Origin of the sequence: Streptomyces sp. NBC_01176 (assembly GCF_045039825.1) — a bacterium.
Lineage (GTDB): Bacteria > Actinomycetota > Actinomycetes > Streptomycetales > Streptomycetaceae > Streptomyces.
The window spans coordinates 8,300,589-8,320,012 of record NZ_CP108600.1 but is presented as its reverse complement, the minus strand read 5'-3'; the positions used below and the strand labels follow the sequence as shown (position 1 = coordinate 8,320,012).

The window sequence follows — 19,424 nt, the reverse complement described above, 5'->3', positions numbered from 1 at the left end:
CGACGGCGTCGCCGCACGGTGCGATAGCCCCCATGACCAGTCTCCAAGAGGCACCCCCGCCAGGCGGGGGCATCCGTAGCTTTGCGGCCACAGCAGGCGCGTCACGCGTGAGGTCGGTTCAGGAGGACCGACGCAGCACATCGGCACGGGCAGACATACCGGCGGCGTCCCATACCTGTTGGGCGGCCTTTCTCCCTGATCTCAAGGAAGTTGGGGAGATGCGACAGACAACCAGGGCATTCCTGCGGCGGTGCCGTGTTTCGAAGCCGGTGGCAGAGTTCGTCGTACTGGCCGTCTCGGAGCTGGTCACCAACGCCGTGGTTCACGGTGAGGGCGAAGTCGTCCTCCGGATCACGGTGGCCGTCGACGTGGTGCGGGTCTCGGTAACCGACCACGACCCGGCCCCGGCTGTACTCAAGGAAGCCGGACGCGACGGTGAATCCGGTCGCGGGATCCGGCTTGTCGACGCGCTCTCAGACGCGTGGGAGAGCAACGGCGAGGAGACGTGGTGTGAGTTCCGGGACGCGAGGGCTGCGGCTTGAGTCAGACCTCCGGCTGGTCCCCGACCATGCGACTGTCGAGCAGCGCAGCTCAATCACTCCCGCTACACAGGGCGCTCCGAAGGCCGTTCGCTTGCCTTCGCCCAGTAGTCCGGTTCAAGCATCTCGCCAGGCCATGCCGGCTGACGGATCGGGCCTCGAGGCCCCATCTGCTCGAAGTACGGCGCCAGGTCGATCACGGGTGTCCCTTCAACGGCGTCGAGATCGGTGACCAAGAGGTCTCGACCTTCGACCTTGAGCAACCGCGGGTAACTGATCGCCAGTTGGTTGGGGCGCCGGTGGTTGCGGTGGACGAACGTACCTGTCGCGGGCCAGTTCTGGTTTCCCCGAGGACTGCGTGCATGGAGCTGGACGTCTTCGGGTCGCGCCAGGTGGAAGCGCCAGGTCACGGTCAGGTGGGAGAACTCCTCAATTCCTTGCAGCGTTTCGAGGGGGTACGCGTCGTCGAGCCTGATGATCGATTCGACCCCGCCTTGGTAGTCGTCCTGAACGCGGATGTGGCCCCCGACGACCGTTGCAATCGATTCGACCTCGTACGTCACCATCGGCGCTCGTTCCTCTCCCTGGGCGTAGCGCGTGCGGCGGCCTCCGGTCGGCGCCGCGGATCTGCTCGTCGGTCAGCCTATGGTGCGCAGCATGTCTCGCGCGCGCCGGTCCAGTTCGGCGACGTGGCGACCGCCGCGTTGCCGGACGGGCGAGAGGTCGCTCTGTATGCGGACGATGACGTCGCGGGCGCGGCCGGACTGGACGCCAGCCATGGCGTCGAGGGCTCGGTTCCAGGTGGCGCATGCCTCGTCGAGGCGTCCCTGCTGGACCTGGACGGCGCCGAGGTAGCCGAGGGTCACGCTGTGGGTGCGGGCGTATTGCTGGCGGCGGCGGGTGGCGACGCTGCGTTGGAAGTGGATCTCCGCGTCCAGCGGCTGGCCCATGTCGCGCAGGGCGCAGGCGGTCTCGTGGGCCAGGGAGGCTTCTTGGAAGAAACCCACGCGGCTTGGGGCGTCGTTGTTGTCGGCGCGGGAGAGGTCCCGCTCTGCGCGGCTGATGGCCGCGAGGGTGCCGACGCGGTCGCCGTCTGCCGCGAGCGCTCGGGAGTGAACGATCGCGAGCAGGGCCTTCTCGCGGTGGCTGGCCTGGCCGTAGCGGTCGCGGGACATGGATGCGTCGGCCAGGGCGAGCGCTCGGCGGGGGTGCCCGAGGTCCACGGCTTGGTGCGCGAGGGCGCGCAGGATGTGGCCGCCGAGCGGCCCGTCGCCCGCTTCGGCCGCGATGCGGGCGGCCAGGGTGAGGTAGCGCTGGGCGGTGCGGTGCTCGGAGGCGTCGAAAGCCATCCACCCCGCCAGGTAGGTCATCTCCGCAACGGCCGAGTACATGTCGCGGCGGAGCTGCTCCGTGTGGAACCTGCTGCCAAGCAGGGGCACCGCTTCGTCGCGAAGGTGGCCGGCGAGGGCCGAGCGCCCCGAGGCTCCACCGCGCTGCTGGTCCCGAGCGGAGTAGAAGGTCGTCAGGTCGCGGACATCATCGATGTCGGCCTGGGCCACCAGCCGGGGGGAGACTGCTGGGCGCTTCGCCGCCGCGGCGGGGGCGGCTGCCCACCACGAAGCGGTGGGCAATGCGAGGCCGGCGGCCGAGTACGCGGCGGTCGCCAGCAGCTTACGTCGGTGCATATCGAGGTCGTCGCTTCCCAACTCGGCCAGCACGGTCAGAGGGTCGACGCTCCAGTCGGAACCGCTGTCGGTCGTACCTGTCGGCTCTCCTTCCAGCCCGAGGTCAGCCAGAGTGAGGCGGCGGCCGAGCCTGCGGGACAGCGTCTCGCGAAGGATATGGGGCGCTCTTCCACTCGGCCGCGTGCCCTGCACCCACATGGCGATGTGCGAGCGGGAGATGGCCTCCAGCTCGCGGGCTCCGCTCTCCGCGGCTACTCGGGCGACCGCGGCGGCTGCTTGTGGCTGGGACCAGCCTGCTTCGCGCAGGAGTGCGGCGAGGGCGACGTTTCGCGCACGGGCCATGGGCTGCCCCTCGGTTCCGAAATGATCTTTGACGCCTTTGACGGCCTCGGGGGCCGCGCAGGCATACCCCTCGGCGGGGATTCACGGTTCGCTCAACGTAGCCGCCGGATCACTCACTTTGCACGCCAGCCGTCGACACCGTACGACGATCTCCACTCAACTTGGCTTGATTTGAATAGGAGTTGTGTCATGCGTCTCTCGCTGGCTCCCCGCCGGGAAGCCTGTCAGCGCGTTGGCCGGGGCAGGCGGGATCGCGTCCCCGTCACGCTGGGTCCGCAGCAAAATCAGGCGGTGGCCGCAGCGGAGACGGTGGCGCTTGTGGTGAACGAGGACTCGCCGCTGCCGGAGAGCGCTGCTGATGTGGAGGAACTCGCGCGGCGCCTGCGTGGCCATATCAGCCAACTCGGAGTCATGGCGTCACCGGGAGAGCTGCGCATCGACCTCGGCCTGGTCGCCGAGGAGTACGACCACGCCACCGGGCGGCAACTCGGCAACTTCCCGCAGGTGTACAGCCACATCGGGGTGATCGGGTCCGCGCTCCAACTGCAGCAGCTCGGCTCGGGGGCGCCCGCAGCCAAGGCCGACGTGCTCCTGGCGGCGGGTGTCTGATGAACGCGACAGCCACCACCATGGTCATCCTGCTCGCCGCTGCGGCCATAGTCGCCGTGGCAGCGGCCTGGGTCGCCCAGCGCCGCTGGCAGAAGGCGCGGCAGCGGGCCCACCTCCTGGCCCGCGAACAAGAGGCGACCGAGCGTGCCCTGCAGAAACTGGTCCACGAGACGCTGCCCCAGATCCACCAGGCGGGCGGTCGGATCTCCGTGCCGTCCGCTGCACCGGAACTGGCCGGCACCCTGGTCGGTGAGCAGTTGACCGCGGCGGTCAAGGCCACCGCCGGCGTCGTCCAGGCTGTGGTGCGCGACATCCAGTACGCGGCGCACCAGGAGATCGAACAGACGAAGACGCTCGGAGCGGAGGAGTTGCGGCGTTCGCACACCGCCGCGCAGGAAGAGATCGCGCGTGTACGTGCCACGGCCTTGCGGTCGACCGAGGCTGCGGTGCGCAGTGTGTCGTCGGCGCTCGTGGGCATGGCGGCCAAGACCAGCCGCAAGGTCAGCGAAGGCGTGCGCGAGCACGAGGACGACGCCGCGTTCGAGACACTGACCGGTATCGACCACACGGTCCAGCAGATGCTGCTGGTCGCCCAGGGCTGGACCATCCTGGCCGGCGGCAAGCTGACCCGACATTGGCCCACGACGACGCTGACCGATGTGGTGCGGGCCGCGATGGGCTACGTCGAGGACTACCAGCGCGTACAGCCTCAGGAACTCAACGTCGCGGTGAGGACCCGCGTGGTCGGGCCCGTGGTGCACACCCTCGCGCTCCTGCTGGACAACGCACTGCGTTTCTCGCCACCACAGTCGAAAGTGCACGTGTCCTTCGAGCAGGGCCACCACGGAGTCACCGTCTTCGTGGACGACAGCGGCCTGCGGATGACGCCTGAGCAGCTCGACGCTGCCCGGGACATCCTCACCGGGCACCGCACGGACGACATCACGCAGCTCGGCGCCCGCCCGCAGACCGGATTCAGGGTCGCCGCCGCCCTCGCGAGCACCTACGGATTCCGGGTCGACGTCCAGGCACCCAACTCCCTGCTGGGCACCCGCGCGCTCCTCACCCTCCCCCAGGACCTCCTCACCACGGCACCGCAGGCGCCGCCGGCACTCACGAAACCGGCACAGGACGCTCCGCCGCCGCTCGCGCTCGCCCCCGCCCCAGCCGGCCAGCCGCCCGCGCTCGCCCCGTTCTTGGTGGACCCGCAGCCCGCGCTCACCCCCGCCCCGGCGGCCGGGGAGTCTGGCCAGGCACGCCCCGCTGCCCGTACGACCGCCAGTGGGCTGACGGTGCGCGACCGCCGAACCGCACCTGCCCCCGCTCACGTTCCACGCCCGGCCAACGCCGAGCCGGGACGAGCGAGCGTGATTGCCGCCTGGGCCCGTGGCACCCAGCGCGCCCGCACTGAGCGAAACACCCAACTCCCCATCGCCGACACCGACCAAGGACATGACGCATGAGTGACAAGAACATCGGCTGGCTCCTCGAAAGCCTGGAGGACACCGCCGGCGTGGAGTACGCCGTCCTGGTCGCCGCGGACGGCATGAGTCCGGCCCACACCGACCGGCTGCAGCGCGAACGCGCCGAGAAGATCTCGGCGATCGCCTCCACGCTGTGGGGTGCATCACGGGCCTACGACCGGGAGACGAACGGCGGTGGTGTCCGCCAGTTCGTCATGGAGTCGGTCGACCACATCCACCTGCTCATCCCGGCCGGCAAGAACACGATGCTCGCCGTCCGAACCGACAGCCCCCACGCGGACATCGGTGTGATCAGTGAGGCCGCCCTGCGCCTGGCCTCGAGCGTGGGCGACCGGCTGAGTGTCAAGACGCGCGTCGCCGACGGCACGGAAGCACCGCTGGCATGAGCAGGCCGCGGCAGGACCCGGATCTGGTCAGGCCCTACGTCCGCACGGGCGGACGCACCCGTCCCACCAAGGACGTGCGCCTGGAGAGCCTGGTCTTCGCCGCGACCGGCACACGCCCCGGCCTGAACCCGGACGCACGTCGGGTGCTCGCCCTGTTCGCGCCCTCGCAAGGCGGAGGACTGTCCGTCGCCGAGATCGCCTCCGCCTTGGCCCTCCCACCCTCGACCACTCGGATTCTCGTTGCCGACCTCATCGGACACGGACTGATGACCCTTGCCCAGGGCCAGGACGACGGCCGGCCACCGGCCTCACTCATTGAAAGGGTTCTCAATGGACTCCGCGCTCACGCCTGACCGGTTCGTCGCGCGCACGGTGACGGCTACCGCGAAGATCGTGGTCGCCGGAGCCTTCGGCGTGGGCAAGACCACCTTCGTCAGCAGCGTCTCCGAGGTGCCTCCGGTCCACATGGAGGAGACCATCACCCGCGCGAGCGCACTGGTCGACGACCTCGCCCGCACGCCGGCCAAGTCCACCACCACCGTCGGTGTGGACTTCGGGCGCAAGCACCTCAGCGACGACCTCGTGCTCTACCTGTTCGGAACACCAGGCCAGGCCCGATTCAGCTTCCTGTGGCAGGAGTTGATTATCGGCGCCCTCGGTGCCTTGGTCCTCGTCGACCCGCGTGACCTGGACGCCTCCCACGAAATCCTCGGCCTCCTCGAAGAGAACGGCGTCCCGTACGCGGTCGCGGTCAATCAGTTCGACGGCGCACCCCACTATCCGCTCGACGAGGTCCACGAGGCCCTCGCCCTGGAGGGACATACGCCGCTGACCGTGTGCGACGCCCGCGAGCGAGCGTCCTGCATGCAGGCCCTGATCCAGCTCACCCAATACCTCGCCCGTCTCGCGCACCGTCTGGAGCCCCGACCGTGAGCAACGCGATCCACCGAATTCCCCTGTACGAACCGGACTTCGCCCAGCATCCGCACGCCGCCTACCAGCGCATGCGCGAGCAGTTCGGCCCCCTGGTCCCCGTGGACCTGGCCCCCGGCGTGCCCGCCACGCTGGTCGTCGGCTACGAGGAGGCGCGCCGCATTCTCGGCGACCCGCAGCGCTTTCCCGCCGACCCGCGCCGGTGGCAGCAGTCTGTCCCCGACGCCTGCCCCATCCGGCCGATGATGGAGTGGCGCCCCAACGCCCTGCGGTCGGCCGGCGCCGAACACGCCCGCTACCGAGCCGCGAACACCTCGGCCCTGGGAGCCGTCGACCAGCACGCGCTGCACGCTCATGTCGAACTGGTCGCCGAACAGACCATCAAAGCCTTCAAGGCCGGCGGCAAAGCGGACCTGCTGTCGCAGTACGGCTGGCCTCTGGCGTTTCGGACGCTCAGCCACCTGCTCGGCTGCCCCGCCGAGGTCGGCCACCGGATCGCGGACGGGATGGCGAAGATCTTCGACGGGGTCAACGCCTCCATTGGTAACCAGATCCTCACCCAGGCCGTGGCGGACCTCGTCGCCTTGCGCCGCCGGCAGCCCGGCGACGATGTGACCAGCAGGCTCCTCGCCCACGTCGCCCGGCTGAATGACACCGAGATGGGGCACCAGCTCATCACGCTCTATGGAGCGGGCATCGAGCCCCTGACCAACCTGATCACGAACACGCTCCTGGAGATGCTCACCAACAGTGAGTTCTCCGGAGACCTGCACGCCGGCGACGCCTCCGTCCGCGAGGCCCTGGACAGCGTCCTCTACCGCGACCCCCCGCTGGCGAACTTCGCGATGACCTACCCGACCCGGCCGGTCGACATCGGCGGCTTCCTGCTTCCGGCCGACCAGCCGGTGGTCATCAGTTACGCCGCCTGCAATAACGACCCCGCCCTGGGATCCCACCGGCCTCTGGGCAATCGGGCCCACCTCGCCTGGGGAGCCGGCCCGCACAGCTGCCCGGCCAGCTCGCACGCGTACCTCATCGCCGAAGCCGCCATCCTCCACATCCTCGACGCCCTGCCCGAGATGGACCTCGACGGCCACCGCGACGACCTCGTCTGGCGCCCCGGCCCATTCCACCGCTCGCTGGTCGCCCTGCCCGTCACCTTCCCCACAAGCTGAAAGAGACCTCAACATGCCCGAACAGCAGATACTCGTCCTCGACCCGACCGGATCCGACCCGGACGCCGAACACCAGGCCCTGCGCGAGCGCGGCTCCGCCACACTGGTGGACATCCTCGGCGTGCGCGCCTGGTCCGTCTCCGACCCGGCGCTCCTCAAGCAGCTCCTCACCAGCAAGGACGTCTCCAAGGACGGCCGCGCCCACTGGCCGGCCTTCGCCGAGACCGTGCCCACCTGGCCACTGGCCCTGTGGGTGGCGGTGGAGAACATGTTCACCGCCTACGGCGACAACCACAGCCGCCTGCGCCGCATGGTCGCCCCCGCCCTCTCGGCCCGCCGCACCGCCGCCCTCCAGGCGGACATCGAGGCCCTCATGGCCAGCATGCTCGACGATCTCGACGCCCTCCCGGCCGGCGAGGTGGCCGACCTGCGCGAGCACCTCGCATACCCGCTCCCGATCGCCGTCATCGGCAAGCTCATGGGCGTCCCTGCCGACCGGCGCACCGAGTTCCGCACCGTGGTGGACAACGTGTTCGCCACCCACCTCTCCGCCGAGGAACAGGCCGCGAACACCGCCGCCCTGTATGGCCTGCTGGACGCCCTGATCGAGATCAAGCGCACCGAGCCTGGCGAGGACATGACATCACTGCTGATCGCCGCCCGCGACGAGGAAGACGGCTCCGCCCTCAGCCACGCCGAGCTGCGCGACACGCTCCTGTTGATGATCAGCGCCGGGTACGAGACCACCGTCAACGTCATCGACCAGGCCATCACCACCCTGCTGTCCGACCCGCAGCAGCTCGCCCACGTCCGGGACGGCCGCTGCACCTGGCAGGACGTGGTCGAGGAGACCCTGCGCCACCAGCCCGCGGTCAAGCACCTTCCCCTGCGCTACGCCCGCACCGACATCCCTCTCCCGGACGGGCAGACGATCAAGACCGGTGAGGCGATCCTCGCCTCCTACGCCGCCGCCAACCGCCACCCCGACTGGCACAAGGACGCCGACCGCTTCGACGCTACCCGCCCCAGCAAGGAACACCTGGCCTTCGGACACGGCGTCCATTTCTGCCTCGGCGCCCCGCTGGCCCGCCTCGAAGTCGCCACCGCGCTGCGCCTGCTCTTCGAGCGCTTCCCCGACGCCCAACTCGCCACGGAGCGAGCCGCGCTGGAGGCGCTGCCCAGCCTGATCAGCAACGGACACACCTCCGTCCCCGTGCGTCTGCGCCCGACGTCGAGCCGCTGACCGATACCGACGAGGAAGACCACCATGACCGCCCCCGCCCCGATCACGCCGCTCACCCCGGCCGAGCGGCGCATCGCCCAGCATGCGGTGAACGGCCTGCCGGCACGCCAGATCGCCGTCACCGAGACGCTGTCGCACCACACGGTCCGCGCGCACATGCTCTCCCTGCGCAGGAAGCTGCACTGCCCCGCACGCTGCTCCCTCGCCGTCGTCACCCACCGACTGCTCAGTGCCAACGAGGCCACGGTCCCGGTGCCGGACACGCCCGCCCCTGACCTGAGCCCCGAGCAGACGAACCTGCTGAAGGCCGTCACCGAGCACAGCAAGCCGCTCGACATCGCGCGCGGCGCCAACATCGCCCCCGCGGACCTGCGCGCGGCGCTCGACCAGCTGCTCGCCGACGCCGGGGCGTCGGACACCACCCGGCTGGTCGCCTGGGCTCACGGCTGGAACCTGCTGACCGCCGAGCAGACCAGCACGGTGCGGAGCGGAGCGAGCCAGTGAACACGTCCCCCGTTCCCACGGCCGCCGGGCAGTCCCCCGCGCCCCTGCTCCAGCGCCCGGCACCGTTACCTCCCGTGTACGAGATGCGCTCGCTGCGCACGGACGCTGAACGGGCCGAAGCCGCCGCCCTCGTCCAGGACCGTCAGCGCTGGCTCGCCCTCCGCGGTCTGCCCGTACCCGCCCGCGCCGATATCCCGGCTCTCTTCCGCGACCCGCAGGCGGAGCCGGCCGGCCTGTTCGAGGACGGACTCCTGCTCGCTTGCATGATCCTGCAGCGCGAGCCCGACCTCGGCTGGGGCGAGGGCCCGTGCCTCTTCCTCGGCCATGTCCACACCCTCCCCGACCGCTCCGACGACATGATCCGGCTGATCACCCTCTGGGCCTCCGACTTCGCCGCCCGCCTCGACCTGCCGCGCGTGCGGGCCGACGCTCTCGCCCGCCATCCCCTCGACGCCGATCCCATCGCCCGTTTCCTGAACCGCCTCACCGACATGGGCTGGGACCTGCGCGGCTCTGGAACGGGACAGACCGGCGAGCGAGTCGCCCGCCTCGAACTCGCCGCGGAGCACCGGCCAGGGCTGGACGCCCTCGTCGGTTGCAGTGTTCACCAGTCGCGGTCCGCCGCGGACGAGCGGAGTGTTGCGTGACGACCGCCGAACCGCTGCGGCCGGAACTCGCCCGCGAGCTGATCACCCTCGCGGAACGGTCGGCTGCACGCCGGGCACAACGCCTCCGTAACCAGCTCGACGCCGTCCAACTCGGGCGGGGCCGTCACGCCGACCATGCCAGCGCCAAGGTGCTACGGCGCATCCTGGCCGACCACGACTGCTGGCCCGGCCATCGCCTCGTCGGCCCCGACGCCGCACGCGCCGCCTGGAGTATCGCCCTCCACTCCAACGACGAACCCGACTTCCAGCGGGCAGCCGCCGTCCTGCTGCGCCGCGCCGTCCAAGCCGACGACGCACCGATCCAGCACTGGGTGCACCTTCACGACCGTGCCCTGATCAACAACAGGCACGACCAGGAGTTGGGTACCCAATTTTTCCTCGGCGCCAACGGGATTGAACTATGCCCCACGCGTGAGCCGAGCACCCTGGACCAGCGAAGGGCCGGCGTGGGGCTCCCGCCGGTCGCCGTCGCCTTGGAGAAGGTGCGTCACCGTTTCGCATCGATGCGCGGTGACGGCGGCTCTCCGACGGTCGTGCTTGCGGGGGCCGCATGACGGAAGACGAAGCCCCGCTCCTGGTCGCCGAGGCCGGCGGGCCAAGCCCTGCCGTAGGGGTCATCGAGATGGCCCTCCAGACGCGGGCCTCACCGGCCTCGCGGCCGGGCGACCTTCCTCGTGCACCCCATAACCCGTTCTACGAAAGGACCGTTGACGCTCGTCCCACCCAGGGGCCTCCGGCAGATGCGGGACCCACCGCCTGCCGGATCTCGAACCCGATTGCCAACCCCTGTGTGAATCCCTCCGGCGACCGAAGCCGACCCGTCCCCAACTCCTCAAGGAAACCAATGGACTTCAGTGCGGTTCCACTGCCTCCCGGCGCCTTCACCATCGGTAAGAAGTTCGGCTTCGAGGCCGGCCACCGGCTTCCCGGGCTGCCGTCCGAGCACAAGTGCTCCCGCCAGCACGGGCACAGCTACGAGGTCGAGGTCATTCTCACCGCTCCCTCGCTGGAGGAGCCCGGCTTCGTCACGGACTTCGGGGCGCTCGCTCCGTTCAAAGAGTTCCTGAACACCGAACTCGACCATCACAACCTGCACGAGGCTCTTCCCTTCGAGCCGACCTCCGAGCGCCTGGCCCAGTTCCTGGCCGGCTGGTTCATCCAGAACCTTCAGCCCGCCATCCCCGGCCGCCTGTTCGCCGTCCTGGTCCGCGAGACCCAGAGCAGCTGGGCCCGCTTCGATGTGGAGGGACAGTGACCACATCCGAGCCGATCAACCTCGAACCGACGGCTGACGAAGGCGAATCCCGCCTGATCGTCACGGAGTGCTTCGGCGTCGAGGTGCCGACCTTCCAGGGCGAGGGACCGAGCTGCGGACACCCGGCGCTGTTCATCCGCCTGTCCCGGTGCAACCTCACCTGCGCGAAATGCGACACGAAGTACACCTGGGACTGGTCCCAGTTCGATCCGCGCAAGGAGTCGACGAAGCGGTCCGTGGCGGACCTGGTGGCCTGGGCCGCGTCCTCGCCGGTCGAGCTGGTCGTGATCACCGGCGGCGAGCCGTTCATCCAGCAGGCGCGGCTGGTGCCTCTCGTCCGGGGCCTGATAGCAGCCGGCAAGCGGGTCGAGTTCGAGACGAACGGCACCATCGCGCCCGCTCCCGAGCTGGCGGCCGACGGGGTCCGGTTCAACGTCTCGCCCAAGCTCGCCAGCTTCGGCGTGAAGGAGACCACGAGCATCGTGCCCGCCGCGCTGGAGGCGTTCGTGGCCTCCGAGCAGGCGGCGTTCAAGTTCGTCGCTTCCACGGTGGCCGACCTCAACCGGATCGCCGAGCTGGCCGACACCCACCGGCTCGCGCCGGTGTGGGTGATGCCGCAGGGCACCACCCCCGAGGTGATCACCGCAACCACCCGGGTCCTCGCCGACGCGGTCGCGGCCCGGCACTGGCACTTCACCACGCGCCTTCACGTGTTGGCCTTCGAGGACGCCAGAGGCCGCTGACCGCACGCGCCACCACGCCCCATCCGTCCCCCCAGTCCCCCCAGTCCCCGGAAACGAGAGACGCCCATGACGACCTCTATCGCCAGCCCGGCAGCGGCGCCGACCGTCGCCTTCCCCGGGCCCGCTCCGGCCATCGACACCAGCCGGGTCGCCGGCCTGATCCACCAGCTCTTGGTCGAGCTGGGCGAGGACCCTGCCCGCGAGGGGCTGACCGGCACCCCGGACCGCGTCGCGGCCTGGTGGAACGCCTTCCTGTCCCCGGACGGCGCCGCAACGGCCACCTGCTTCACCGAGGCCCAGCTGGGCGGACAGCTGGTCATCGTGGGCGGCATGAGCGTGTGGTCGCTCTGCGAACACCACATGCTGCCCATGAACTTGCAGGTCACGGCCGGATACGTGCCGGACGGCGAGGTGGTGGGCCTATCGAAGTTCGGGCGGATCGCCCAGCACTTCGCCGGCCGACTGCAGGTCCAGGAACGCTTCACCCGCCAGGTCGCCGAATACCTCAACGGCGTGATCGGACACGAGGACGTCGCCGTCGCCGTGCGCGGCGTGCACCTGTGCATGAGCATGCGGGGCGTACGGATGGAGGAGGCCCGCACCACCACGGTGCACTCGGGCGGGCGCTTCGGCACCGACCCCGTACTTTCCCAGCAGTTCCTCACCCTCACCACTGGGCTGTGGGGGGCGCCGTGATCACCACCACGGGCATCGGCTTCTCCGTCATCGCTCCGCCTGTCTACCTGGAGCACTTCGTCGCCCAGGAGCCGGCCCGCGTCCACCACGTGGCCGCCCAGCACGTGCTGTCCGACGAGATCTACCGGGCCTTCTTCGCTCGCGAGGCCGAGCGAGGCGCCGAGATCGTCGTCGACAACGGGCTCTTCGACCTCGGCTACGCCCTGCCGGCAGAAAGCCTCGTCGAAGCCGCGCTCGCGGTGTCCGCGAGGGAGATCATCCTGCCGGACGTCATGCGGGACGGGGCCGCGACCTTGAAGGCGAGCGAGAAGGCCGCGCGCGAGATCCGGGAGCTGTCCGGCGATGCATTCCGGCTATGCGCGGTGCTGCACGCCGCGGACGATGACGAGTGGCTGCGCACCTACGACGCCTTCGTGACCAGCGACTGGGCCGGGGCCATCGCCCTGCCGGCCTCGCGTCGACCGGATCCCGGCGAGCAGCTGTGCCGCACCCGCTGGTTGGCAACTGCCTACCTGCAGGACCACGGCCTGGTCGACGATCTGCTCGTCTACCGGCTGCTCGGTCTGGGCCGGACCGGGCACCTGGAGCTGATCGAGCAGCGCGAGCACGAGTGGATCTCCTCCGTGGACGGCGCGGCCCCGGTCATCCTCGGCGCGATGGGCGTCGCCCTGCTGCCCGAAGGGCCGTACGAGAAGCCCTCCACGCCCCGCATCGAGAAGCTCGGCCCGATCCCCGAAGACCGGTTCGACCTCATCCGGGAGAACATCTGCGTCGTCCGCGCGGCGGCCGGCAGCACCGTGACGATCGCCGAGGAGCACCGATGACCCCCTTACTCGCCGACCCCGCCCCCGGACTCCTGCGCGCCGCCCCGATCGAGCCAGCCGGGCACACCATGACCCACGCGAGGCTGCTGCGCTACCTGGAGATCAAGGTCCACCACCTCATCCAGGACCAGGACTGGAACAGCATCCGCGTCGTCGGCGGTTACGACCGCACGGCGGTGGTTTCCCGGTACGAGAAGACCGGGAAGCTGTTCAACGTCGAGCGGCCCACCGCAGAGGTCCACGGCCCTGACCTCGTCGTCAAGGCGTTCCCCGGCGCCGACTACGTCCAGCACTACGCCCTGATCATCGCCACGTACCTGGCCATGACCGACCGCCCGGCAGACACCGTCACCTATCAGCCGCCCGAGCAGGAGGAGTGCCGAACGGCGCTCAACGCGCTTGACCTGGAACTGGACGGCGACCTGGTGATCGTCGGTTGGGGCCTTCAGTACCTCGCGCCCGAGAACGGAGCGTGGACCCGCGGGCCCGGCTACGCGTGGCAGCGCACCGAGGTCGCCGGCCGTCGCGTGGTCTACCTCGGGTTCCTCCACAGCATCTGGGGGGACGTGGCCGGACGGGTCGTCGCGCGCCTTGCCGAACTCGGCGCAGGCGACGTCGTCTACGTCGGCAAGGTCGGCTCGCTGACCCCCGGCGTCGAACCGAACGCCTGGCTGGCGACCGGCAACAGCAGCCTGGTACGCGGGGCGATGGTGAGCTGGGACGACTTCTTCGGCGACTACGCCGCCGCCCACGACGGGGTGCGCAGCGGCCTGCACGTCTCCTCCCCGTCGATCCTGCTGGAGAACCGCGACTGGCTTCTCCAGCACACCGCCTCGTACGCCTTCGTCGACCCGGAGATCGGCCCCATGGGGGCGGCGGCGCGCCAGGCGGGGATCAGATTCGGCTACCTCCACGTCATTTCCAACAACCTCGCCACCCACTATCCCGCCGACCTGTCCAATGAGCGGCACGGCGACGTCCTGCGCCAGCGGGCCGTCCTGGTGGACCGCATCCGCACCATCATCACCGGCCGCCTGACCTCCAGCCCGACGCACACCCTGGGAGAGTCCCGATGACGGCGAACGCGCCGACCACCCCCGCAGCCGGGAAGCTGATCACCTTCGTCGGCGGTGACGGGGCCGGCAAGTCGACCCTCGCCGCCCGCCTCCACCAGGCCCTGAACGACATCGGCCACACGGCAGTCCTCATCGGCAAGCACAGCACCGACGTCCCCCAGGACCCGGAGCTGTCCGCCTACCTCGACTGCCTCAACGAGCTGGTCTACCGGCGCGACGCCCGCGTCGCCCAGGCATGCGGCGACCACTACTGGCTGCTTGCCCTGGCCTCCTGGTACACCCTGCAGGACCGGCTCGTTATTCAGCCGGCCCTCGCCGCGGGCACCCACGTGATCCTCGACAACGCGCACCACAAGATCCTCGCCCGGTACGCGGTCAACCCCGAGGTCTCCCCCCGCCTGTGCGAGCAGGTCTTCGCGCATCTGACAAAGCCGGACCTGGTGTTCTTCCTGAACATCGGTGCCCGCGAGGCTCTCGTCCGCAAGGGTTCGTTCACTTCCTTGGAGGCCGGCCACGCCGGCGGCGGTGACGAGGACTTCATCCGCTACCAGGACACCGTCCTGGAGCAGATGCGCGAACAGGCGGAGCGCGGCGCCTGGCTGACGCTGGACGTCGCCCAGTTGGACCGCGACCAGGTTTTCAAGGCCGCCTCCGCTGCCCTGGCCGACCGTCTGCACCTGACCGTCTGACCCAGCCCCGATCCCGATCGACAAGGAACGCACCATGGACCAGGCCCTGCCCGCCAGCGGGACATTCGTCTGCCACGGCATCACCTGGGCGAGCGGAGACCCCCGTCTTCTGCTTGCCCCCGTGACCGGCGGACCACTCGTCTACGCCCCGGTCACGGGCAGGCGCCTGGGTTACCAGGTGAGCGGTACCGGCCGGTGGTGCACCGGCCGGTACCGGTTCGCCGACCGCGTCCGCGTCGAGGCGGTCGCCTGCCCTGACCGGGCCCCGGCCGAGGCCGGCGGCCAGTGCGCGGCCTGCACCGGGCGGGATGACTTCCGCTTCGCCCACCGGTTCCACTCCGGCGGGCACGTTCCCGACGCCCTGGCGGCGTACATGGCCCAGCCGCACTGGCTGTACCTGGCGACGTTCGCCGACGGCACCACCAAGATCGGCACCGCGGCCGAACCCCGTAAGCGCTCCCGCCTCGACGAACAGGGTGCCCTGATCGCTAGCTACCTCGCCCGGACTGCTGACGGCCGCGCCGTGCGGTTCCTGGAGGATGCCCTCACCCGCCACCTCGGCCTGACGCAGACCGTGCGAGCCGCGGCCAAGCTGACGGCCCTGGCCGAGCTGCGCGACCTCGCCCCGGCCGGCGCCGCTCACCAGCAGCACCTCGACCGCGCCACCGAGGCCCTGAGCGACCTGAACGTCCCGGCCACGCCCGAGCCGTGGACGCCGCCCGGCGATGGCGACCTGCTGCGGACGCCGGGGGCCGGGAGGCCCTTGTACCCGCACGATCCACGCTCCGGTGAGCACGGGCTGACGGTGCTCTCCTGCCTCGGCTCTCAGGTCCTCGCCACCCTCGATGGCGGTGATGAACAACTGCCCTACATGCTCGACCTCGGCGCCCTCAAGGGCCGGTGCATCGTCCTCGGCGCGCAGTTCTCCTCACCGCCCGCCGCCGTACAGTCCGCGCTCTTTTGACCCTGTCCGAACGCACGGCCTGGACTGCCGGGCCGCCCTGAGAAGCGAGGCCACAGCAACATGGCACCCCAGGACGCCATCCTCGGCTGGGACGAGGACAGCAACGCCGAGGCGTACAACGCCTTCACCCGCGCCCACCCCATGTACGACGCGACCAGCCGCGACCTTGCCCGCCGAGGCCAGCTGGCCAACGCCAGCCTGGTGGTCGACCTGTGCGGCGGCGCCGGCGCGACCGCCCGCGCGATCCTCGACCTCATCCCGGCCCGAGCCCGGGTCGTCTCCGTCGACAACGCCGCCGCGATGCAGCGTGTCGGCCGCCGCACCCTGACCGACGCCCGCCTGGCCTGGATCACCTCCCCGGCCGAGCAGCTCGCCGACCACCTCCACGCTGACAGCGCCGATGCCGTGGTGTGCAACTCCGCGATCTGGAAGACCGATACCGCCGCAGTGTTCACGGCCGTCGCCCACATCCTGCGCCCAGGCGGGCACTTCGTCTTCAACATCGGCGGCGGCTTCGCTGGCGTACGGCACCCCGACGAACAGTCCGTCCGCACCGGGCCCTCACTGAACGCCCTCATCGGCCAAGTCGCCGCTGACGACCACGGATACACCCCGCCGACGGCCGCAGACGCGCCGCCGAAGCTGCCGCTGGAGACGGTCGCCGAGCAGCTGACCGCAGCCGGACTCAATGTCCTCGATACCGACGTCACCGCCCAGCACAGCACCATGGCCGAGAAGAAGGCGTGGCTGTCCATACCCGTCTTCGCGCGGCCCGAAGGCGACTTCACCCACGCCCAGCGGATGCAGATCCTCCACACCGCCTATGCCATGACCACCCCCGACGCCCCGACCGTGACGAGCTGGCTCGTGGTCGTCGCCCAGCGGCCGGAGGCCACCGCATGAACCCGGCCGCCCCGGTGCCCGGCAGCAAGGACCGCCTCTGTGACCACACAAGCGTCGGGATCCTGGTCTCCTCTCCGAACGGCCTCCTGGTGTTCGAGCGGGCGACCCCTCCGGCGGGAATCGCCCCGGTCGCCGGCCACGTCGACCAGCACGGCGGCCCCAAGCAGGCCGCCCGCGACGAGGTCACCGAAGAGGTCGGCCTCACCGTCACCCACCTGCAGCCGCTGCTGGACCAGTGGCGGCCCAACCGCTGCCGCCGCACGCCCACCGGTCCGGTCGGCCACCACTGGTGGATCTACCAGGCTGAGGTTTCCGGATCACTGTGCCCCTCTCCCCGCGAGGTCCGCGCCCCTCGGTGGATCCACCCCGATGAGCTGCAGCAGCACGCGCTGCGGACCGCCGCGTACACCGACGGACACTTGAGTCAGGAGCAGTTCGAGCGGGAGCCCGGCCTGGAGCCGGTGTGGTGCCGCTTCCTGCACGACCTTGGGCTAGTCACCCTGCCCTCGGTCGACCTCGACCGGATTGACGCGGTCCTGTGAACGGTGACCAGAGGCGTCGCTCAGCAGGAGCCGACCGCTCGGCTGGCCGCAAGGCGCCAAGCGTGCGCACGGATCCGCTCGCGGTCCTCGGGGAAGACGCTGTCCCAGTCGGTGTCCAGACGGAACCATGCCGCCGGCTGGTTCTGCTCCCCGGCGAGCGGCACGTCGCGTCCGACGATCGCGGCATAGGACAGGCCCAGCGTCGGAGACCAGTCGGCCCGGTAGGAACGCACCGCCACGGCTGCGGGCTCGGGCAGCAGCTCGGTGGCCAAGCCGGTCTCCTCCAGCAGCTCTCGTGCCGCCGCCGCACGCGGCGCTTCGCTCGGCTCCACCTTGCCGCCTGGCGGCACCCATCCGCGCACGCGGTGCTTGACCAGCAGGACGTGCTCGAAGGCAGGGTCGGTGACCCACACCTCGGCCGCCAGCGGCTCCATCGGATGCCGACGGGCTTCTTCCAGCCAGGCCCGTGCACCGTCGAACTCCCATGCGGCGAGGCGGGCATCCGCAACAGCCTCGTCCAAGATCACCTGACCGACTTCACCATGACTCACCCGGCCCACCCTAGGCCGACGGGCCGGCCGGACGTCGCAGCAAGAAGCGGGCAGCCATCCGGCCGTGTCCGGCCGACCCGGTTGCCCCCTTGGGTTGTAGGGCGATCACCCGTGGTGCCTGCTTCACACGAAGGAGTCCAGCGTGCACGATGAGCAGACCTCGGACCGAGGAGCCTGGGTCGTCCTCGGCGGCGTCCACCTCCTCAACCGCACCGCGCCACGGCGGCCCAACGAGCCGATCGTGCTCGTACGGGTGCCACCGCAGGAGGTGTGTCAGCCAGCCACCACCGTGATCGTCCGCTGGGACGCGCTTGGGCCCTGCCCGACCGAAGCGCTGCACCCCGGCGGCACCCGGCTCGGGTCAGCCCGGATCGACGGCGGCGAACTGTTCCCCGACGCCATCGCCGGCCTCGCCCTGCGTGGCTTGGTCGGCGCCGAGGCCGCCCGGGGCCTAGTGCCGCTGTGCTATCTGGCCGAACACCCCGGCGGCGGCTACCACGCGTACGCGCAGATCCGTTTCCACCCCGAGGACGCCTGCTTCGTCCGCACCACCCGAGAACCAGTCGGCCACGGCCCGGTCGAGGAACTGCGCTGGCTCGACCCCGCGCTGACGGCTCACGCTGAGTCGAGCACGGCGCTCAACAACCACCTCCGGTACTTCCGCAAGCACTTCTCCGGTACCGAGCTGGAGTTCAAGTACACCCTCGACCCGGCACCGGACATCTGGGCCGCGTCCATGGAACTGCTCAAGGCACTGCGCGACGGCGAACTGGAAGGCTGCCGTCCGGAGTACCGGGAAGAGTTCCAGATCCACCACACCGAGAACCATCTGTTCGACGTCACCGGCCCCGAGTCCGAGATCGGCTACGCCTCCTTCATTCCCACCGTCACCGCCGGGCACGTGGTCAAGCGGAAGTGGTTCACGGAGGACGCCTTCGCCCGCCGCGAGGAACTGACTCCCGGTCTCGACATCACCCCCGACCGCTTCGAGGCGTACCTGGGCGAAGATTTGGGCCTCCAGGTCCGGGCTATGCCGCCCTTCCAACGCGTCCGCTACGACATCCAGTGCGAGTCGATGCGCACCGGACACGTCTACGGCATCTTCCTCGACCGCTGCGCCCTCCTGGCGGCACCCGAAGTAGTGCTCTCCCAGTGCGAGCTGGAGTACCTCCGCTCGCGCAGCATCCTCGAACACGACCAGGACGAGGTCCTCACCGAGATGAAGCGGATCGACAGCTGGCTCTGCGAGTACCTCGCCAGTCACGGCTGGGCGGCCGAGCACACCTTCTACTCCAAGCGCAGCTTCCTTCGCGACACGATCGCCCTCCGCCCAGACCTCGCCACGCCATGACCGACCAGGCGGCCCCCGGCAATCCCCCGCAGGAGGTACCGCAACCCACATGAGTGATCGAACACAGCATCACAACCCGCCCCACCCGACCACAGAAGGAGAGGGCCCGCTATTCGAAATCAGGTTCTAGATTTCGCCCGCCTCCACCCGTTACGGCGACAGCAGACTCGCCGTTACCCGATCACCTGTCCGCATCTCGCCCCGAGGAGCCCCCATGCATCCCGTACGCCGCCCTGCGCTCGTTCATCCTGCGTTCGAAAAC

The 19,424-nt window shown here is 70.0% G+C and carries 23 protein-coding genes and 1 pseudogene; 21 read left to right on the top strand and 3 right to left on the bottom strand.

All coding sequences use genetic code 11. From position 1 onward, the window contains the following. Positions 1-155 precede the first annotated feature (155 nt). On the top strand, positions 156-542 hold the full coding sequence (locus OG199_RS36245; protein ID WP_277312714.1) for an ATP-binding protein: 387 nt from the start codon (positions 156-158) through the stop codon (positions 540-542). A gap of 62 nt (positions 543-604) precedes the next feature. Here the strand turns inward: OG199_RS36245 and OG199_RS36240 are convergent, their stop codons facing one another. Both OG199_RS36240 and OG199_RS36235 read right to left on the bottom strand, forming a co-directional pair. Beyond that, the gene (locus OG199_RS36240; protein WP_207317147.1) at positions 605-1,105 is read right to left on the bottom strand and encodes an SAM-dependent methyltransferase; all 501 of its coding nucleotides are present in this window, start codon (positions 1,103-1,105) and stop codon (positions 605-607) included. A 72-nt stretch (positions 1,106-1,177) separates the two neighbouring features. Continuing rightward, positions 1,178-2,566, bottom strand: coding sequence for a Tat pathway signal protein (locus OG199_RS36235; protein ID WP_207317146.1), 1,389 nt, complete (start codon positions 2,564-2,566; stop codon positions 1,178-1,180). 429 nt (positions 2,567-2,995) lie between these two features. Between OG199_RS36235 and OG199_RS36230 the strand changes: the two are divergent. The 19 genes and pseudogenes from OG199_RS36230 to OG199_RS36140 all read left to right on the top strand — a co-directional run. Further along, positions 2,996-3,175, top strand: a pseudogene (locus OG199_RS36230) (glycoside hydrolase family 15 protein); the annotation flags it as partial. After that, on the top strand, positions 3,175-4,638 hold the full coding sequence (locus tag OG199_RS36225) for an ATP-binding protein (protein WP_405833021.1): 1,464 nt from the start codon (positions 3,175-3,177) through the stop codon (positions 4,636-4,638). The pseudogene OG199_RS36230 and the gene OG199_RS36225, both read left to right, overlap by 1 nt. Beyond that, positions 4,635-5,045, top strand: a complete 411-nt coding sequence (locus OG199_RS36220) for a roadblock/LC7 domain-containing protein (RefSeq protein ID WP_277312462.1) — start codon at positions 4,635-4,637, stop codon at positions 5,043-5,045. The genes OG199_RS36225 and OG199_RS36220 overlap by 4 nt, the downstream gene beginning before the upstream one ends. Next, positions 5,042-5,398 carry a DUF742 domain-containing protein gene (locus tag OG199_RS36215; RefSeq protein ID WP_277312461.1) on the top strand — a complete coding sequence of 119 codons (357 nt, stop codon included), beginning with the start codon at positions 5,042-5,044 and terminating at the stop codon, positions 5,396-5,398. The genes OG199_RS36220 and OG199_RS36215 overlap by 4 nt, the downstream gene beginning before the upstream one ends. Next, on the top strand, positions 5,376-5,978 hold the full coding sequence (locus OG199_RS36210; protein WP_326818800.1) for an ATP/GTP-binding protein: 603 nt from the start codon (positions 5,376-5,378) through the stop codon (positions 5,976-5,978). Before OG199_RS36215 ends, OG199_RS36210 begins: the two co-directional genes overlap by 23 nt. Further along, a complete protein-coding gene (locus OG199_RS36205; protein ID WP_328919767.1) occupies positions 5,975-7,153 on the top strand; it encodes a cytochrome P450 in 1,179 nt (392 codons plus the stop codon). The genes OG199_RS36210 and OG199_RS36205 overlap by 4 nt, the downstream gene beginning before the upstream one ends. 13 nt (positions 7,154-7,166) lie before the next feature. Then, positions 7,167-8,396, top strand: a complete 1,230-nt coding sequence (locus OG199_RS36200; RefSeq protein ID WP_329450010.1) for a cytochrome P450 — start codon at positions 7,167-7,169, stop codon at positions 8,394-8,396. Between the two features lie 24 nt (positions 8,397-8,420). Next, a complete protein-coding gene (locus OG199_RS36195) occupies positions 8,421-8,900 on the top strand; it encodes a helix-turn-helix transcriptional regulator (protein WP_326818797.1) in 480 nt (159 codons plus the stop codon). A gap of 74 nt (positions 8,901-8,974) precedes the next feature. Beyond that, complete coding sequence (locus tag OG199_RS36190; RefSeq protein WP_405834777.1) at positions 8,975-9,547, top strand: hypothetical protein; 573 nt, start codon at positions 8,975-8,977, stop codon at positions 9,545-9,547. Beyond that, a complete protein-coding gene (locus OG199_RS36185) occupies positions 9,544-10,122 on the top strand; it encodes a DUF6624 domain-containing protein (RefSeq protein WP_326818796.1) in 579 nt (192 codons plus the stop codon). The genes OG199_RS36190 and OG199_RS36185 overlap by 4 nt, the downstream gene beginning before the upstream one ends. A 290-nt stretch (positions 10,123-10,412) precedes the next feature. After that, positions 10,413-10,823, top strand: a complete 411-nt coding sequence (locus OG199_RS36180; RefSeq protein WP_405833017.1) for a 6-pyruvoyl trahydropterin synthase family protein — start codon at positions 10,413-10,415, stop codon at positions 10,821-10,823. Further along, positions 10,820-11,566, top strand: coding sequence for a 7-carboxy-7-deazaguanine synthase QueE (locus tag OG199_RS36175; RefSeq protein WP_329450014.1), 747 nt, complete (start codon positions 10,820-10,822; stop codon positions 11,564-11,566). The genes OG199_RS36180 and OG199_RS36175 overlap by 4 nt, the downstream gene beginning before the upstream one ends. Before the next feature lie 66 nt (positions 11,567-11,632). Beyond that, positions 11,633-12,262, top strand: coding sequence for a GTP cyclohydrolase I (gene folE / locus OG199_RS36170; protein WP_405833015.1), 630 nt, complete (start codon positions 11,633-11,635; stop codon positions 12,260-12,262). Continuing rightward, on the top strand, positions 12,259-13,086 hold the full coding sequence (locus tag OG199_RS36165) for a hypothetical protein (RefSeq protein ID WP_405833013.1): 828 nt from the start codon (positions 12,259-12,261) through the stop codon (positions 13,084-13,086). The genes folE and OG199_RS36165 overlap by 4 nt, the downstream gene beginning before the upstream one ends. After that, positions 13,083-14,162: a hypothetical protein gene (locus tag OG199_RS36160; RefSeq protein WP_405833011.1), complete on the top strand. Its 1,080-nt coding sequence runs from the start codon at positions 13,083-13,085 to the stop codon at positions 14,160-14,162. The genes OG199_RS36165 and OG199_RS36160 overlap by 4 nt, the downstream gene beginning before the upstream one ends. After that, positions 14,159-14,851: an AAA family ATPase gene (locus tag OG199_RS36155; protein ID WP_207317505.1), complete on the top strand. Its 693-nt coding sequence runs from the start codon at positions 14,159-14,161 to the stop codon at positions 14,849-14,851. Before OG199_RS36160 ends, OG199_RS36155 begins: the two co-directional genes overlap by 4 nt. A 34-nt stretch (positions 14,852-14,885) precedes the next feature. After that, positions 14,886-15,815, top strand: coding sequence for a DUF2797 domain-containing protein (locus OG199_RS36150; protein ID WP_207317504.1), 930 nt, complete (start codon positions 14,886-14,888; stop codon positions 15,813-15,815). A gap of 60 nt (positions 15,816-15,875) precedes the next feature. After that, a complete protein-coding gene (locus OG199_RS36145) occupies positions 15,876-16,718 on the top strand; it encodes a class I SAM-dependent methyltransferase (RefSeq protein ID WP_207317503.1) in 843 nt (280 codons plus the stop codon). Further along, on the top strand, positions 16,715-17,260 hold the full coding sequence (locus tag OG199_RS36140; RefSeq protein WP_207317502.1) for an NUDIX hydrolase: 546 nt from the start codon (positions 16,715-16,717) through the stop codon (positions 17,258-17,260). The genes OG199_RS36145 and OG199_RS36140 overlap by 4 nt, the downstream gene beginning before the upstream one ends. A 20-nt stretch (positions 17,261-17,280) precedes the next feature. On the opposite strand, the gene OG199_RS36135 is transcribed toward OG199_RS36140, so the two are convergent. Next, on the bottom strand, positions 17,281-17,787 hold the full coding sequence (locus tag OG199_RS36135; protein WP_405833008.1) for an NUDIX domain-containing protein: 507 nt from the start codon (positions 17,785-17,787) through the stop codon (positions 17,281-17,283). Positions 17,788-17,953: 166 nt separating this feature from the next. Between OG199_RS36135 and OG199_RS36130 the strand changes: the two genes are divergently transcribed. Beyond that, positions 17,954-19,162, top strand: a complete 1,209-nt coding sequence (locus OG199_RS36130) for a hypothetical protein (RefSeq protein ID WP_207317500.1) — start codon at positions 17,954-17,956, stop codon at positions 19,160-19,162. The last annotated feature ends 262 nt before the right edge of the window (positions 19,163-19,424 follow it).

Bases quoted from the DNA above. Each gene is read 5' to 3' on its own strand.
- OG199_RS36145 (WP_207317503.1), top strand. From the start codon at position 15,876: ATGGCACCCCAGGACGCCATCCTCGGCTGGGACGAGGACAGCAACGCC.
- OG199_RS36235 (WP_207317146.1), bottom strand. From the start codon at position 2,566: ATGGCCCGTGCGCGAAACGTCGCCCTCGCCGCACTCCTGCGCGAAGCA.
- OG199_RS36200 (WP_329450010.1), top strand. From the start codon at position 7,167: ATGCCCGAACAGCAGATACTCGTCCTCGACCCGACCGGATCCGACCCG.
- OG199_RS36140 (WP_207317502.1), top strand. From the start codon at position 16,715: ATGAACCCGGCCGCCCCGGTGCCCGGCAGCAAGGACCGCCTCTGTGAC.
- OG199_RS36220 (WP_277312462.1), top strand. From the start codon at position 4,635: ATGAGTGACAAGAACATCGGCTGGCTCCTCGAAAGCCTGGAGGACACC.
- OG199_RS36240 (WP_207317147.1), bottom strand. From the start codon at position 1,105: ATGGTGACGTACGAGGTCGAATCGATTGCAACGGTCGTCGGGGGCCAC.
- OG199_RS36150 (WP_207317504.1), top strand. From the start codon at position 14,886: ATGGACCAGGCCCTGCCCGCCAGCGGGACATTCGTCTGCCACGGCATC.
- OG199_RS36160 (WP_405833011.1), top strand. From the start codon at position 13,083: ATGACCCCCTTACTCGCCGACCCCGCCCCCGGACTCCTGCGCGCCGCC.
- OG199_RS36180 (WP_405833017.1), top strand. From the start codon at position 10,413: ATGGACTTCAGTGCGGTTCCACTGCCTCCCGGCGCCTTCACCATCGGT.
- OG199_RS36210 (WP_326818800.1), top strand. From the start codon at position 5,376: ATGGACTCCGCGCTCACGCCTGACCGGTTCGTCGCGCGCACGGTGACG.
- OG199_RS36195 (WP_326818797.1), top strand. From the start codon at position 8,421: ATGACCGCCCCCGCCCCGATCACGCCGCTCACCCCGGCCGAGCGGCGC.
- folE (WP_405833015.1), top strand. From the start codon at position 11,633: ATGACGACCTCTATCGCCAGCCCGGCAGCGGCGCCGACCGTCGCCTTC.
- OG199_RS36155 (WP_207317505.1), top strand. From the start codon at position 14,159: ATGACGGCGAACGCGCCGACCACCCCCGCAGCCGGGAAGCTGATCACC.
- OG199_RS36225 (WP_405833021.1), top strand. From the start codon at position 3,175: ATGAACGCGACAGCCACCACCATGGTCATCCTGCTCGCCGCTGCGGCC.
- OG199_RS36215 (WP_277312461.1), top strand. From the start codon at position 5,042: ATGAGCAGGCCGCGGCAGGACCCGGATCTGGTCAGGCCCTACGTCCGC.